At 66.1% G+C, this 14,599-nt stretch carries 11 protein-coding genes; 5 read left to right on the top strand and 6 right to left on the bottom strand.

Going from position 1 to position 14,599, the window contains the following annotated elements; translation table 11 throughout:
* Positions 1-54 precede the first annotated feature (54 nt).
* The 3 genes from HV681_RS03960 to HV681_RS03970 are packed head-to-tail and all read right to left on the bottom strand — an operon-like array spanning position 55 to position 5,874.
* Positions 55-1,491 carry an efflux transporter outer membrane subunit gene (locus tag HV681_RS03960; RefSeq protein ID WP_175121800.1) on the bottom strand — a complete coding sequence of 479 codons (1,437 nt, stop codon included), beginning with the start codon at positions 1,489-1,491 and terminating at the stop codon, positions 55-57.
* 3 nt (positions 1,492-1,494) lie between these two features.
* Positions 1,495-4,656 (bottom strand): multidrug efflux RND transporter permease subunit, encoded by a 3,162-nt coding sequence (locus HV681_RS03965; protein WP_175121801.1) that lies wholly within the window; start codon positions 4,654-4,656, stop codon positions 1,495-1,497.
* A 39-nt stretch (positions 4,657-4,695) separates the two neighbouring features.
* Positions 4,696-5,874 (bottom strand): efflux RND transporter periplasmic adaptor subunit, encoded by a 1,179-nt coding sequence (locus HV681_RS03970; protein WP_175121802.1) that lies wholly within the window; start codon positions 5,872-5,874, stop codon positions 4,696-4,698.
* 211 nt (positions 5,875-6,085) lie between these two features.
* Between HV681_RS03970 and HV681_RS03975 the strand changes: the two genes are divergently transcribed.
* A complete protein-coding gene (locus HV681_RS03975) occupies positions 6,086-6,637 on the top strand; it encodes a TetR/AcrR family transcriptional regulator (RefSeq protein WP_175121803.1) in 552 nt (183 codons plus the stop codon).
* Positions 6,638-6,680: 43 nt separating this feature from the next.
* Here HV681_RS03975 and HV681_RS03980 read toward each other — a convergent pair whose 3' ends face one another.
* From HV681_RS03980 to HV681_RS03990, 3 genes are all read right to left on the bottom strand, one after another.
* On the bottom strand, positions 6,681-7,691 hold the full coding sequence (locus HV681_RS03980) for an aldo/keto reductase (protein WP_175121804.1): 1,011 nt from the start codon (positions 7,689-7,691) through the stop codon (positions 6,681-6,683).
* Between the two features lie 176 nt (positions 7,692-7,867).
* Positions 7,868-8,920 (bottom strand): serine hydrolase domain-containing protein, encoded by a 1,053-nt coding sequence (locus tag HV681_RS03985; protein WP_175121805.1) that lies wholly within the window; start codon positions 8,918-8,920, stop codon positions 7,868-7,870.
* 22 nt (positions 8,921-8,942) lie between these two features.
* Entirely contained in the window at positions 8,943-10,139 is a 1,197-nt protein-coding gene (locus tag HV681_RS03990) for a pyridoxal-phosphate-dependent aminotransferase family protein (RefSeq protein WP_175121806.1), read from the bottom strand.
* Between the two features lie 200 nt (positions 10,140-10,339).
* Here HV681_RS03990 and HV681_RS03995 point away from each other — a divergent pair, with 200 nt between their 5' ends.
* From HV681_RS03995 to HV681_RS04010, 4 genes are all read left to right on the top strand, one after another.
* Positions 10,340-11,098: a GntR family transcriptional regulator gene (locus HV681_RS03995; protein WP_175121807.1), complete on the top strand. Its 759-nt coding sequence runs from the start codon at positions 10,340-10,342 to the stop codon at positions 11,096-11,098.
* Positions 11,099-11,121: 23 nt separating this feature from the next.
* A complete protein-coding gene (locus tag HV681_RS04000; protein WP_175121808.1) occupies positions 11,122-12,708 on the top strand; it encodes an ABC transporter substrate-binding protein in 1,587 nt (528 codons plus the stop codon).
* Between the two features lie 63 nt (positions 12,709-12,771).
* A complete protein-coding gene (locus tag HV681_RS04005; protein ID WP_175121809.1) occupies positions 12,772-13,689 on the top strand; it encodes an ABC transporter permease in 918 nt (305 codons plus the stop codon).
* Between the two features lies 1 nt (position 13,690).
* On the top strand, positions 13,691-14,599 hold the full coding sequence (locus tag HV681_RS04010) for an ABC transporter permease (protein WP_175121810.1): 909 nt from the start codon (positions 13,691-13,693) through the stop codon (positions 14,597-14,599).

A 14,599-nucleotide genomic window follows, 5' to 3' on the forward strand; every position in this document is an offset into this window, starting at 1 on the left:
GTGCGCGCAGGGGCCCGGGCCGTCGCCGTTCGGGTTCGGCGCGGCCCGCCCCGCTCAGTCCAGCGCTGCCTGCGGCGGCTGCTGGACCGGCCAGCCGCCACCCAGCGCCTTGAACAGCGTCGCCAGCGCCGCCTGGCGCTGGGCGCTGACGTCGATATAGGCGATCTGATCCGTGTACGCGCTGCGCTGCGCGTCCAGATAACGCAGATGACTGTCGACGCCGCCGCGATAGCGCGCCTCGGACAACTGCATGGCGATCTGGCTGGATTGCGCCAGCGCCAGGCGCGAGGCCTCTTCGCGGCGCAGCGTCTCGGTGGCCACCAACGCGTCGGACACCTCGCGGAACGCCGTCTGGATCGTCTTTTCATACTGCGCCACGGCGATGTCCTTGCGCACGGAAGCCAAATCCAGATTGGCCACATTGCGCCCGCCGGCAAAGATCGGCAGCGTGATCTGCGGCGTGAACGACCAGGCGCGCTGCCCGGATTCGAACAGGCCCGACAGGTCCGCGCTGGAACTGCCGAACAGCCCGGTCAGCGAAATGCTGGGAAAGAACGCCGCCCGCGCCGCGCCGATGCTGGCATTGCGCGCCTGCAACTGATGTTCGGCGGCCAGGATGTCGGGGCGGTTTTCCAGCAGCGCCGACGGCGCGCCCGCCGCGATCTCCTGCACCAGCATCGGGGCATCGGCCGTGCGCGCCGGCAGGTACGGCGACAGGTCGCTGATCCCCACCAGCAGGCCGAGCGCATTCCCGGCCTGGCGGACCTCGCGGTCCATGCGTTCCAGTTCCGCGCGCGACTGCTCGGTCAGGCCCAGCGCTTCCTGGTAGTCCAGCGCCGTCGCCGTGCCCGCCTGGCGGCGCTTGACGATCAGCTCCAACGACGCCTCGCGGCTGGCGAGGGTCTGGCGCGTGACATCCAGGCGGCGTTGCGCGCTGTCGCGGGCCACATAGGCCTGGATCACCTCGGCCACCAGGCTGATCTGCGCGCTGCGCGCCGTGGCCTCGGTCGACAGGTACTCCTGCAACGCCGCGTCCGACAGGCTGCGCACGCGGCCGAACAGGTCCAGTTCAAAGGCGGTGAGGCCCAGGCCGGCCTGGTAGCTGCTTTGCACCGCCGACTCGCCGGTGGTGTTCAGGTCGCCGGGGACGCGCTGGCGCGTGCCCGTGCCCTGCGCATCGATGCCGGGCAGCCGGTCGGCCCGCGTGATCTGATACTGCGCCCGGGCCGCCTCGATGTTGAGCAGCGACTGGCGCAGGTCGCGATTGTTGGCCAGCGACAGCTCGACCAGCTTGCGCAAGGCGTCGTCGGTGACGAAGGACTGCCAGTCCAGCGTCGCCGCCGCGGATTCGCCGGGGCCGGTCGATGCCAGGCTCCAGTTGTCACCGACGGGGGACGCCGGACGTTCGTAGACGGGCGCCAGCGAGCAGCCCGCCAGCGCCGCGGTCAGCAGCAGCGTGGACATCCGCAGGGGAAAGAAGGTCTGCAACATGAATTACTCCTGCACCGTGCGCGGCGTGGCATCGGGGGTAGGCGAGGACTTGGGAGAGTCTTTGCCCCGCTTGCGCTGCACCAGCGACAGCACCCACACGAAGAAGATGGGGACGAAGATCACGCCCAGCAGCGTGGCGGTCAGCATGCCGCCGATCACGCCCACGCCCAGCGCGCGCTGGCTGGCCGCGCCCGCGCCGGAGGCCAGGGCCAGCGGCACGACGCCCAGGATGAACGCCAGCGACGTCATGACGATGGGACGGAAGCGCAGCTTGGCGGCCTGGATGGCGGCGTCGGCCAGCGAATGCCCCTGTTCGCGCAGGCTCTTGGCAAACTCCACGATCAGGATGGCGTTCTTGGCCGCCAGCCCGATGATGGTGATGAGCCCCACCTTGAAATACACGTCGTTCGGCATGCCCAACACTGTCACCGCCAGCACCGACCCCAGCGCGCCGATCGGCACGATCAGCATCACGGACGCCGGAATCGACCAGCTTTCATACAGCGCAACCATCAGCAGGAACACCACCAGGAACGCCAACGCGAACAGCATGGGCGCCTGCGACCCGGCGAACTTCTCCTGGTACGACAGGCCCGTCCACTCGTAGCCGATGCCTTCCGGCAGCCCCGCCACGATGCGCTCGATCTCAGCCATCGCCTGGCCGGTACTGCTGCCGGGCATGGCGTCACCCGCGATCTTGAAGGCCGGGTAGCCGTTGTAGCGGGAGATCTGCACGGGGCCGTTCTCCCAGTCCGTCTTCACGAACGCGCTCAGCGGAACCATGCCGCCCGTTTTGTTGGGCACGTTCAGTTGCAGGATGCTCTCCGGCGTCATGCGGTCACGTACGTCAGCCTGCACCACCACGCGCTGCAAGCGTCCTGCGTTGGCAAAGTCATTGACCGTGGCCGACCCATAGGCCGCCGAGATTGCCGTGCTGATGACGTCAAAGCCCACGCCCAGCGCCTCGGCCTTCTCGCGGTCGATGTCCAGGCGCAACTGCGGCGCGTCGGCCAGGCCTTCCATCATGGCGTAGGCGATCACGGGCGAGCTGTTGGCCTGCGCCAGCAGCTGGTTGCGTGCGTCGGTCAGCGCCGCACGGCCCAGTCCGCCCCGGTCCTGTAGCCGCAGCGCGAAGCCGCCCGAATTGCCCAGGCCTTCGATGGGCGGCGGGTTGACGGCCATGACCGCGCCGTCGTCGATCACTGCAAATTTCGCGTTGACGCTATCCGCCACGTCGGTGGCCGATTGGCCCTCGCCGCGCTCGGACCAATCCTTGAGCGTCGGGAACGCAATGCCCGCGTTCTGGCCGGTGCCCGAAAAGCTGAATCCCATGACGGTGAAGGCGTCGCCCATCGCGTCCAGCGACAGCAGGTGCTGTTCGACGTCGGCCACCACCTTGTCGGTGCGCATGTGCGTCGCGCCCGGCGGCAGTTGCACGTCAACGATGACGTAGCCCTGATCTTCCGGCGGAACGAACGATTCGGGAACGCGCACGTACAGCACGGCCAGCACCGCGACGATGGCCGCGTAGATAACCATGTAGCGGCCCGTGCGGCGCACCAGGCGCGTATTCAGCGCCTCGAAGCGGCCCGTCAGGCGGTTGAAGACGCGGTTGAACCAGCCGAAGAAGCCCTTCTTTTCGTCGTGATGGCCCTTGGGGATGGGCTTGAGGAACGTGGCGCACAGGGCCGGCGTGAACGTCAGGGCCAGGAAGCCCGAGAACAGGATCGACACGGCCAGCGACAGCGAGAACTGCTGATAGATCACGCCGACGGAACCGCTCATGAAGGCCAGCGGCAGGAACACAGCAGACAGCACCAGCGTGATGCCGACGATGGCGCCGGACACCTGCTCCATGGCCTTGACCGTGGCTTCGCGCGGCGACAGCCCTTCCTCGGCCATGATGCGTTCGACGTTCTCGACCACGACGATGGCGTCGTCCACCAGAATGCCGATGGCCAGCACCATGCCGAACATGGTCATCATGTTGACCGAAAAGCCCAGCACCGACATCACTGCAAACGTGCCCAGCAGACACACCGGCACCACGATCGTCGGAATCAGCGTGTAGCGGAAGTTCTGCAGGAACAGGAACATCACCAGGAAGACCAGCACCATCGCTTCCAGCAGCGTGTGCACCACCTTCGTGATAGCCACGCTGACGAACTTGGACGTGTCGAACGGCACCGAATATTCAACGTCCTCGGGGAACGAGGCCGACAATTCTTCCAGGCGCGCGTTCACGGCCTTGACGGTGTCGATGGCGTTGGCGCCCGGCGCAAGCTGCACCGCCGCACCCACCGACTTCTTGCCGTTCAGGCGCGTTTCGAAGTCATAGCTCTGGCGTCCCACTTCCAGACGCGCCACGTCGGCCAGGCGCACGGACGAGCCGTCCGGGTTGGCGCGCAGCACGATGCGCCCGAATTCGTCCGGATTGTCCAGGGTGCCCTTCACGGCCAGCGTCGCGGTCAGCTCCTGCTCGGGCGCGCCGGGGCGGCTCCCGAAACTGCCGGCCGGCACCTGCACGTTCTGCGCGGCAATCGCGGCGTTGACATCGGCCACCGACAAGCCCAGGCCCAACAGCTTCTGCGGGTCGATCCACACGCGCATGGCGGCTTCGGCGCCGAAGAACTGCACCTTGCCCACGCCGTTCACGCGGCGGATTTCGTTGTTGATGTGGCGTGCGGCGTAGTCGGACAGGCCGACCACGTCCTTGTGCGCGTCATCGCCCTTGTACGTCAGGGCGTAGATCATCAGGAAGTTCGAGCTGGCCTGCTCGACCTGCAGACCCTGCTGCGTCACGGCAGACGGCAGACGCGCCTCGGCCTTCTTGATGCGGTTCTGCACGTCCACCTGCGCCAGGTCGGGGTCCGTGCCCGGCTGGAACGTGACGGTGATTTCGGCGCTGCCGCTCGAGCTGCTGGACGACTCGTAATACAGCATGTTCTTCGCGCCGTTCAGCTCTTCCTCGATGACGCTGGTCACCGAATCGACCAGCACCGTCGCGGACGCGCCCGGATAGGTGGCGGCGATGGTCACCTGCGGCGGCGCGACCACCGGAAACTGCGACACGGGCAGCGACGGAATCGCCAGCAGCCCCGCGAGCGAGATGAAGATGGCCACCACCCAGGCGAAATTGGGGCGGCCAATGAAAAACTTGGACATGGTCTAACCTCGGATTTGCGCGCGATTCATGAGGGCCGCTTATTGCTTGGCGGACGCGGCGGCACCGCCGGCGGCGGCCACCTTGGGCTCGCTCACGGGCGTCACGCTGACTTTCTGGCCAGGCACGGCGGCGCTGACGCCGCCCACGATCACCCGGTCGCCGGCGGCAAGGCCCTCGGTGATGTGCCAATCGCCGCCGCGCATCGTGCCGGTCTGCACCGCGCGGGTCTCCACGACGTCGTCCGCGCCGACCACCAGCACCTGCGGCTTGCCATCGGTGCTGCGCGTGACGGCGCGCTGCGGAACCAGGATCGCTTCCGGATCCACGCCCTGGTGCGTGCGCACCCGGACATACATGCCCGGCAACAGCAGCACGTCAGGATTGGCGAACTCGCCGCGCAGGGCCACCTGGCCGGTGCTGCGGTCCACGGCAATGTCCGAGAACAGGAGGCGCCCTTCGCGCTGCTGGTCGGTGCCGTCGATCGTGATGGAGATGCTGGCGCCCTCGCCTTCGCCCAAGCTGCCGTTCTGCATGGCCGCGCGCATGCGCAGCATGTCGCCGACGGGCTGGTTGAAGTCCACGTAAACCGGGTCCAGTTGCTGGATCGTCGCCATCGGCGTGGCCTCGTTCTGGCCCACCAGCGCGCCTTCGGTCACTTGCGCACGTCCGATACGGCCCGAGATGGGCGCCTTCACGGTGGCGTAGTCCAGATTGAGCTGCGCGGTCTCGACATCGGCCTGGGCCGAGCGGCGCGCGGCCAACGCGCTCTTGAGCGTGGTGTTGGCCGTGTCGAAGTCCTGCTGGCTGACGGCTTCGATCTTGACCAGGGGCGTGTAGCGTTTGACCACGGCCTGCGCGTCGGACACGGCGGCCTGGGCCTTGGCCAGCTCGCCTTCCGCACGTGACAAGGCCGCCTTGAACGGCGCCGGGTCAATGCGGAAGAGCACGTCGCCGGCCTTGACGTCCGCACCTTCCACGAAGTTGCGGCTCAGCACGATGCCGGCCACGCGGGCACGGACCTCGGCCACGCGCATGGGTTCGACCCGGCCGGGCAGCTCGCTGATCAGCGTGTAGCGCTGGGGTTGCACCGCCACCGCCTGAACCGGACGCGGCCCCGCCGCCTGCGGCTCGCCGCCATCGGACCCGCCGCAACCGGCCAAGACGATTGCCGTCGCCAACACCGCCAGGGGCAGCCGCCATGCTTGATTGACCTTCATTCACTACCCCCGCGCTGCGCGTTTTGAATTCAAAGAGACGCCAATGCTACCTGAAAGGACGATTTGAATCAATATTGATTCATTTGCTGCTTTCAGGCTTAAATCTGACGACTCACAAGTCTTTACTTGATAAATTCGCGGAAGTTTGTACAAAGTGAATCGCCCGTGATCCAATACCGGCCCAGGGATAACCACAAATGGGGAGGAGGCAATGTCTGAAGAGGCAGGCCACGAACGGCTGCTGGTCGCGTTGGCGTTGGCGATGGTGGATCAGCCGCGCGCAACCTTGCAGGAGCTGGCCAAGGCGGTCGGCGTCAGCAAGGCGACCTTGTACCGGTTCTGCAAGACCCGGGATCAGCTGGTGCTGCGCCTGATGACGCATTGCGCGCAGGTCATGAAGCAGGCACTGGCGGATTCGCACCTGGACACCGCCCCGCCCCGCACGGCGCTGCGCAGCCTGATCGAACAGCACCTGGCGCACAAGGAATTGACGGCGTTCCTGATCTACAACTGGAAGCCCGACACGGAACTTGAGCCGGACATCATGAACAGCTGGTCCGGCTATCAGGAAACCCTGGATGCATTCTTTTTGCGTGGTCAGCGCGAAGGCGCGTTCCGCGTGGACATGACCGCCGCCGCGCTCAGCGAACTCCTGATCGGAATCATCACCAGCATGGTGGACGCCGAGCGGCGCGGCCGGATTGCGCGGATGGGCATCGCGCAGGTGGCCGAACAGATGATGCTGCACGGCATCTCGGCCTAGCCCGCGGTTGTGCGGAAGTGACGCGGGGCGAGGCCCCGCCTGCTTACGCTGCCGTCACCGGACGGCCATAAAACGGATAGTTCGGATCGTTGTAGCCGTGCGCCGAGGCATGGCCCGGCGTCACCCACTCGTTCACGACCGTTTCGTCCTCGGGCGTGATCGTCACGTCCAGCGCCGCGTAGTAATCGTCCATCTGCGCCAGCGTACGCGGACCCGCGATAACGGCAGTGATGACCGGATTGGCCAGCACCCACGCCGTTGCGAAATGGCCCGGCTGCACGCCGCGCGCGGCGCTGTGCTGCACCAGCTGTTGTGCGATCTGCAGCGATTCCTCGCGGAATTCGGTCGCCAGGATGCGGCGGTCGCCGCGTCCGGCGCGCGTATCCGCCGCGGGCGCCTGGCCCGGCAGGTACTTGCCCGTCAGCACGCCGCGCGCGATCGGGCTGTACGGCACCACGCCCAACCCGTAATGCTTGCATGCCGGCAGGATCTCGACTTCGGGTCCGCGGTTCAGCATGTTGTAGTACGGCTGGCACACCACCGGTTGCGGCACGCCGAGTTTTTCGCATAGACGCATCACCTCGGCGATGCGCCAGCCGCGAAAGTTCGACAGCCCGAAGCTGCGCAGCTTGCCCGCGCGGATCAGGTCGCCCAGCGCCCACAGCGCTTCTCCCAGGTTTTCTTCGTGGTAGTCGCGATGCAGGTACAGGATGTCCATGAAATCCGTGCCCATGCGCGACAGGCTCTGCTCCACCCCGCGGATCAGCCACTGGCGCGAGTAATGCGCCAGGTTCGGCCCCTTGCCGACCGGATTGCCGATCTTGCTGGCCAGCACCCAGTCGTGGCGCTGCCCCTTGAGCAGCTTGCCCACGACCTCTTCCGACCGGCCTTCGTTGTAGACGTCGGCGGTATCGATGAAATTCAGGCCGTGATCGCGTGCCGACGCAACGATGCGCGCCGCTTCGTCATCAGGCGTCTGCTCCCCGAACATCATCGTGCCCAGGCAGAGCGGCGACACCCGGAGATTGCTGGTTCCCAGTCGGCGGTAATTCATGGCGTGATTCCTTGATCGGATGAAGGGATAAGGCGTGGCCACGCGTCACCGCGCAGCCGAACGCCACATCTTGCCCGAAAAAACCTGACATGCCGCAAAAGCCGGACGAGGATCGGGGTGTCAGAGACCGGAATCGGTCTTACTGGTGTCAGACACCGGAATCAGTCTTACGGGTCTTAGACACCCGCATCCACCGCCGCCAGGATCTTCCCGAACAGCGCGTCCGCATGGGCCGAATTCAGCCAGCGCACGATCACGACCATCTTGCGTTCCGGTTCCACCCACGTGAACGAGCTGCCCGCGCCCACGCCGAAGAAGCTGGACGACGGCACGCTGGGAAACACCTTGCCTTCGTGGTTCAGCCAGATCAGATAGCCGTAATACGGCGCGATGTCGCACGGGGTGCGCATCGCCTGCAGCCATTCGCGCGACAGGATCTGCTTACCATTGGACTGACCGTCGTTCAGCAGCATCTGGCCGATCAGCGCCTGGTCCTTGGCGCTGATGGACATGCCGCCGCCCCAGTGCGAGCCGCCGGGCACCGACGGCATGCGCTGGCCGTCGATCTCGACCCAGGCATTGTCGTAGCCGACCCATTGCCAATCCTCGCTGCAGCCGATAGGCCGCGTGACGGCCTCGCGGAACACTTCCGGCAACGGCTTGCGGAACAGATGCAGCAACGCGTACGACAGCTGATTGATGCGGACGTCGTTGTATTCCCAATACGTGCCGGGTTCCTGCAGCGGACGCGCATCGCCCTTCTTGCCGTCCGGCGGCACGCCAAAGGTGACCGCGCGATAGCGGTCCGCCTGGTCCGACACGCCGAAGCGTTCGCCTTCCCATTCGCTGGTCTGCTGCAGCAGATGCCGCCACGTGATCGACGCATTGCGGCCTTCGTCAAAGCCGATGCCCGGCACGCGCTTGCCGACGGGCTCGTCGACATCCGGCAGCAGGCCGCGGTCATGCGCCACGCCGGCCAGGATGGCCAGGTACAACTTGGCGACGCTGAACGTCAGGTCGGCGCGGTCCGGCTCGCCCCACTCGGCCACCGTCTTGCCGTCCACCACGACCACGCCGGACACCGGCCCGCGGTCATGGATGGGGCCGAGCAGGCGGTTCCAGGGCGGCGGATCGTTCAGGTGCACGCCGAAATTGCCTTTGACGCTACGGTCCCAGGTCGATTCGTGGTCGTTGGCGAACTGGATCGCCTGCTGCATGAGCGTATTCATCGGTTCCCTCGTTGTTGTGTGTTCATTGCCCCGCACGTTCCGGCACGCGGGTCAGGTATTCCATGGCCGCCTGCAACCCGCCCGAGCGGTGCGGGACGCCGGCCGCTGCCAGCCCCATCTCCACGCCCGCCAGCGTGCCGCATAGCGTCAGATCGTTGAAGTGGCCCAGATGGCCGATGCGGAAGATGCGGTCGGACAGCTTGCCCAGCCCCTGCCCCAGCGACATATCGAAGCGGTCCAGGATGACCTTGCGCAGCGCGTCGGCGCTATGGCCTTCCGGCATCAGCACGGCGGTCAGCGCCGGGCTGTGCGCGGCCGGGTCCACGCTCAGCAGCTCCAGCCCCCAGCCCGCCACCGCCAGGCGCGTGGCGCGGGCATGGCGTTCGTGACGCGCGAATACCTGCGGCAGCCCTTCAGCCGCCAGCATCGCCAGCGCCTCGTGCAGGCCGTACAGCAGGTTGGTCGACGGCGTATACGGAAAGTACCCCTTGGCATTGGGCCCGAGCATCTCGCGCCAATCCCAGTACGACCGCGGCAGAAGCGCGGTCTCGGCCGCCGCCAGCGCGCGTGGTCCCACCGCGTTGAAAGACAGGCCCGGCGGCAGCATCAGGCCTTTTTGCGAACCGGCCACCGTCACGTCCACGCCCCATTCATCGTGGCGGTAGTCGATGGAGCCCAGCGAAGAAATCGTGTCGACCATCAACAGCGCCGGATGACCGGCCTGGTCGATGGCGGCGCGCACCGCGGCGATGTCGCTGGTGACGCCGGTGGAGGTCTCGTTGTGCACCACGCACACGGCCTTGATGCGGTGCTGCGAATCTTCCGCGAGCCGCGCGCCGATGACGCCGGCATCGACCGGATGACGCCAGTCGCCCTCGATGTAGTCCACCTCAAGCCCCAGCCGCCCGGCAAGCTTGCGCCACAGGCTGGCGAAGTGGCCGGTCTCGACCATCAGCACACGATCGCCCGGCGATAGCGTGTTGACCAACGCAGCCTCCCACGCGCCGGTGCCCGACGCCGGAAAGATCACGACGGGCGACTCGGTCTGGAAGATGTGCTTCAGGCCCGACAGCACCGCCTTGCCGAGTTCACCGAACTCCGGTCCGCGGTGATCGATGGTGGGCAGGTCGATGGCGCGCAGGACCCGGTCGGGCACGTTGGTGGGACCGGGAATCTGCAGGAAATGCCGGCCGGACGGGTGGGTGTTCAGCGTGAGCATGCGTGGCCCCAATGTGGACGGTTTGTATACCAAGGCGGCTTTGCGCGGCGGTCAGGCAGCGCAGGGCGGCCTGGCGGACTTGCGGCATGCGTCACTCTATCCCATTGTTTTTACGTCGATAACCTAGGGTATACACCCATCAAAACCGCAGCAAAGACAGGTTTATAGTCTGCGAAAACAAGGGGAATTTTTGTATACCAATGCGCAGCGATCCTAGCTTCTCGCCGGATCATGCCGAGGCCGTTGCCTCGTCCGATCTCACGCCCGATTCCGCGCCGACAGCCGCTCGCGCCGTCGGCGACGGGCGCACGCTGGCGGGATCGGCGGCCGGATCGCTACGCGAACGCATCATCCAGGGCGAGTTCCCGCCCGGCACCCGGCTGAACGAACGCGCCCTGTGCGACCTGCTGGGCGTGTCGCGTACCCCGCTGCGCGAAGCGTTCCGCCTGCTGGCCGCCGAAGGCCTGGTGCAGATCGAACCGAACCGCGGCGCGCAGGTGGTGGCGCTGTCGGACGCCAATATCCGCGAGGCCTTCGAAGTGATTGGCGGCCTGGAGGCCATGTCGTGCCGGTTTGCGTGCGAGCGCGCAACGGACGTCGAGATCGCCGAGATCCGCGCGCTGACCTACGAAATGATGGCCAGCCACGCGCGCCACGATCTACCGACGTACTTTCGCGTCAACCGCGAGATCCACGAACGCATCAGCCTGGCCGCGCACAACAGTTTGCTCAAACAGCTTTACGACGCGCAGAACGCGCGGATCCAGAACCTGCGCTTCGTCTCGAACGAAGACCGGCAGAAATGGGATCTGGCGATGCGCGAACACATAGAAATGGCGGAGGCCCTTGCCGCGCGCGACGCGGACCGGCTGGCAGCCATCATGCGGCAGCACCTGCAGCGCAAATGCGACGCGGCGCTCAAGAGCCGGAGCGAGACGATAGATACGCAACACATGTAGTGTCATCAAGAGGAGCCTTCACCATGGCTGATAGTCGCTTCACACCTTGCTGCTTCACCCCCGCTACCCCTGCGCTGTCCTCCCGCCGTTCCACCCCGCTCAAGGCCCTGGCCGCCGCCCTGCTCGCCTGCGCCGCGTTCGCCACCCAACCGGCGCTTGCCGGCAAGAAAGACGACACCCTGCGCATGGCCTACGACCAGGCGCCGGAAAGCGTCGACCCGTACTTCAACAACGTGCGCATCGGCGTCATCATTGCCGCCAACGTGTGGGACACCCTGCTTTACCGCGACCCCGTCACCAATGAGTACAAGGGCCAGCTTGCCAAGAGCTGGAAGCAGGTCGACGACAAGACCATGGAGTTCGAGCTGCGCGAAGGCGTCAAATTCCACAACGGCGAAGAGTTCGACGCAGACTCCGTGGTCTACACGCTGAACTACGTGGCCGATCCGAAGAACAAGGCGGTCACGCAGCAGAACGTGTCGTGGATCGACAAGGTCGAGAAGATCGACAAGTACAAGGTGCGCCTGACCACCAAAGAGCCCTTCCCCGGCGCCAAGGAATACCTGTCCACCACGGCCGCGATCCACCCGGCGAAGTATTACCAGGAGGTCGGCCCCAAGGGCATGAACGCCAAGCCCGTGGGCTCGGGTCCGTACAAGGTCGTCGACTACCAGCCCGGCAAGTCCATCACGCTGGAACGCAACGCCGACTACTTCAAGGATTCGCCCAAGGCGCAGCCCAAGATCGGCAAGGTCGTCATCCGTTTCATCCCCGACCGCCAGACGCAGATGGCCGAGGTCATCTCGGGCGGCGAAGACCTGATCATGAGCGTGCCCAAGGACCAGGCCGAACAGCTGGGCGGCATACCGAACCTGCAGATGGTCACGGGCAACACCATGCGCATCGTGTTCATGCAGATGAACATCCTGGAAGGCACGCCCGCGCCGCAGCTGAAGGACGAGCGGGTGCGCCGCGCGATCATCCACGCGATCGACCGCGAATCGATGCTCAAGAACATCGTGGGCGAAGGCGGCGGGCTCATCAACACCATCTGCACGCCGTCGCAAGTGGGCTGCACGCAGGAAGGCGCGCCGACCTACAAGTACGATCCCGCGCAGGCCAAGAAACTGCTGGCCGAAGCGGGCTACCCGAATGGCTTTGATATCGACATCGTCGCGTACCGCGAACGCAACCAGACCGAAGCCATCATCAACTACCTGCAGGCCGTCGGCATCCGCGCCAAGCTGAACTTCCTGCAGTACGCCGCGATGCGCGACATGATCCGCGCGAACAAGGCGTCGCTCACGCACCAGACGTGGGGCTCGAACCTGGTGAACGACGTGTCGGCGTCCACGCCGGTGTATTTCGCCTTCGGCAGCGACGACATCACGCGCGACCCGAAGGTGCGCGACCTGCTCAAGAAGGGCGATACCACCATCGAACCCGGGCCGCGCAAGGCTGCCTACAAGGAGGCGCTGGACATCATCGCGGAAAAGGCCTACGCCGTTCCCCTGTGGACGCTGCCCGCCTACTACGTCGCCACCAAGGACGTGAACTTCAAGCCCTACTCGGACGAGCTGGTGCGCTTCTGGGACATGAGCTGGAAGTAAGGCGCGGTCTGCGCCGGGCGGGCTTCGCAAACGCCCGGCGCTGCTGAACAGAGAGGAAGTCCTATGCTTTATTTCACGCTGAGGCGCCTGGGCCTGGCGGCGCTGGTGGCGCTGACCGTGTCGATCCTGGCGTTCCTGCTGCTGCACCTGTCGGGCGACCCGGCGCTGGCGCTGGCCGGCGAAGGCGCGCGGCAGGCCGACATCGACATGATCCGCAAGACCTACGGCCTGGACCGCCCGATCATCGTCCAGTACGCCGACTGGCTCTGGCACATCCTGCAGGGCGACTTCGGGACGTCGGTGTACTTCAAGACCGAGGCCGGACCGCTGATCCTGTCCAAGCTGGCGACCACGCTGAAGCTGGGCATGGCGGCGCTGGCGTTTGCGCTGTGCATCTCGATTCCGCTGGGCGTGCTGGCCGCGCTGTACAAAGGCAGCCTGATCGACCGCGTCTGTCTGGCGATCGCCGTGCTGGGCCAGGCGCTGCCTAATTTCTTCTTCGCGCTGATCCTGATCATGCTGTTCTCGATCTCGCTGCGCATCCTGCCGGTGTCGGGCAGCGGCACGTGGCAGCACTTCGTCATGCCTGCGATCGCGCTGGGCTATTACGTCGCGCCGGCGTTCATGCGCCTGATCCGCGCCGGCATGATCGAGGTGCTGAGCGCCGACTACATCCGCACCGCGCGGGCCAAGGGGCTGCCCGCCCGCAAGGTCATCTTCAAGCACGCCCTGCGCAACGCCATCGTGCCGGTGGTCGCGCTGGCCGCCGTGCAGCTGGGCTACCTGTTGGGCGGCTCGGTGGTCATCGAGACCATCTTCGCGCTGGACGGCCTGGGGTATCTGGCCTATCAGAGCATCACGTACAAAGACTATCCGGTAATGCAGCTGATCGTGCTGCTGCTGTCGGTGCTGTATGTGCTGCTGACGCTTGCCGCCGATGTGGCCAACGCGTGGCTCGATCCGCGCATCCGGGTGTCCTGACATGAACACGCCTACGCTCACCCCCGCCACCCCCGCCGCGGCCCCGCTGGAACTGTCCGCGTCCACGCTGCGCTGGCGCCGCCTGCGGCGCAACAAGGCGCTGCTGGCCGGCGGCGGCATCCTCTTCGTCATCGTGCTGATCGCGCTGCTGGCGCCGTGGATCTCGCCCCACGATCCCTATTTCCAGGATCTGGCCTACCGCACCGCCCCGCCCGTCTGGTACGAAAAAGGCACCTGGCTGCACCCGCTGGGCACCGACCAGCTGGGACGCGACTACATGTCGCGCCTGTTCTACGGCGCACGTATCTCGCTCTTGATCGGCATCAGCGTCGCGCTCATCTCGGGCCTGATCGGCACCGCGATGGGGATGGCGGCCGGCTACTTTGGCGGCAAGGTCGACATGGCCGTATCGTTCCTCATCACCACGCGCCTGTCCATGCCGGTGATCCTGGTGGCGCTGGCTACCGTGGCCATCGTCGGCGGCTCGCTGTGGGTGGTGATCCTGGTGCTGGGCCTGCTCAAGTGGGACCGCTACGCCGTCGTGATGCGCAGCGCCACCCAGCAGGTGCGGTCGCTGGAATACGTGGCCGCCGCGCAGGCCGCCGGCGCCAGCACCTGGCGCATCGTCTGGGGCGAGGTCCTGCCCAACGTCGTGCCGCAGCTCATCGTGATTGCCACGCTGGAAGCCGCCAGCGCGATCCTGCTGGAAGCCTCGCTGTCCTTCCTGGGCCTGGGCGTCCAACCGCCGCTGCCGTCGTGGGGCTTGATGATCTCCGAGGCCAAGGCCTACATGTTCTTCTCGTTCTGGCTGATCGCCATTCCCGGGTCGGCGCTGGCGCTCTTGATCTTCGCGATCAACCTGGCCGGCGACGGACTGCATCAACTCCTGACGCCTGAAGAGAGGGCCTGA

This window comes from Achromobacter animicus (genome assembly GCF_902859585.1).
GTDB lineage: Bacteria > Pseudomonadota > Gammaproteobacteria > Burkholderiales > Burkholderiaceae_B > Achromobacter > Achromobacter animicus.

What these genes read in the sequence shown, in the direction of transcription:
- HV681_RS03990 (WP_175121806.1), bottom strand. Translation starts at nt 10,139, where the DNA reads ATGCTCACGCTGAACACCCACCCGTCCGGCCGGCATTTCCTGCAGATT.
- HV681_RS03965 (WP_175121801.1), bottom strand. Translation starts at nt 4,656, where the DNA reads ATGTCCAAGTTTTTCATTGGCCGCCCCAATTTCGCCTGGGTGGTGGCC.
- HV681_RS04010 (WP_175121810.1), top strand. Translation starts at nt 13,691, where the DNA reads ATGAACACGCCTACGCTCACCCCCGCCACCCCCGCCGCGGCCCCGCTG.
- HV681_RS03960 (WP_175121800.1), bottom strand. Translation starts at nt 1,491, where the DNA reads ATGTTGCAGACCTTCTTTCCCCTGCGGATGTCCACGCTGCTGCTGACC.
- HV681_RS03985 (WP_175121805.1), bottom strand. Translation starts at nt 8,920, where the DNA reads ATGAATACGCTCATGCAGCAGGCGATCCAGTTCGCCAACGACCACGAA.
- HV681_RS04000 (WP_175121808.1), top strand. Translation starts at nt 11,122, where the DNA reads ATGGCTGATAGTCGCTTCACACCTTGCTGCTTCACCCCCGCTACCCCT.
- HV681_RS03970 (WP_175121802.1), bottom strand. Translation starts at nt 5,874, where the DNA reads ATGAAGGTCAATCAAGCATGGCGGCTGCCCCTGGCGGTGTTGGCGACG.
- HV681_RS03995 (WP_175121807.1), top strand. Translation starts at nt 10,340, where the DNA reads ATGCGCAGCGATCCTAGCTTCTCGCCGGATCATGCCGAGGCCGTTGCC.
- HV681_RS03975 (WP_175121803.1), top strand. Translation starts at nt 6,086, where the DNA reads ATGTCTGAAGAGGCAGGCCACGAACGGCTGCTGGTCGCGTTGGCGTTG.
- HV681_RS03980 (WP_175121804.1), bottom strand. Translation starts at nt 7,691, where the DNA reads ATGAATTACCGCCGACTGGGAACCAGCAATCTCCGGGTGTCGCCGCTC.
- HV681_RS04005 (WP_175121809.1), top strand. Translation starts at nt 12,772, where the DNA reads ATGCTTTATTTCACGCTGAGGCGCCTGGGCCTGGCGGCGCTGGTGGCG.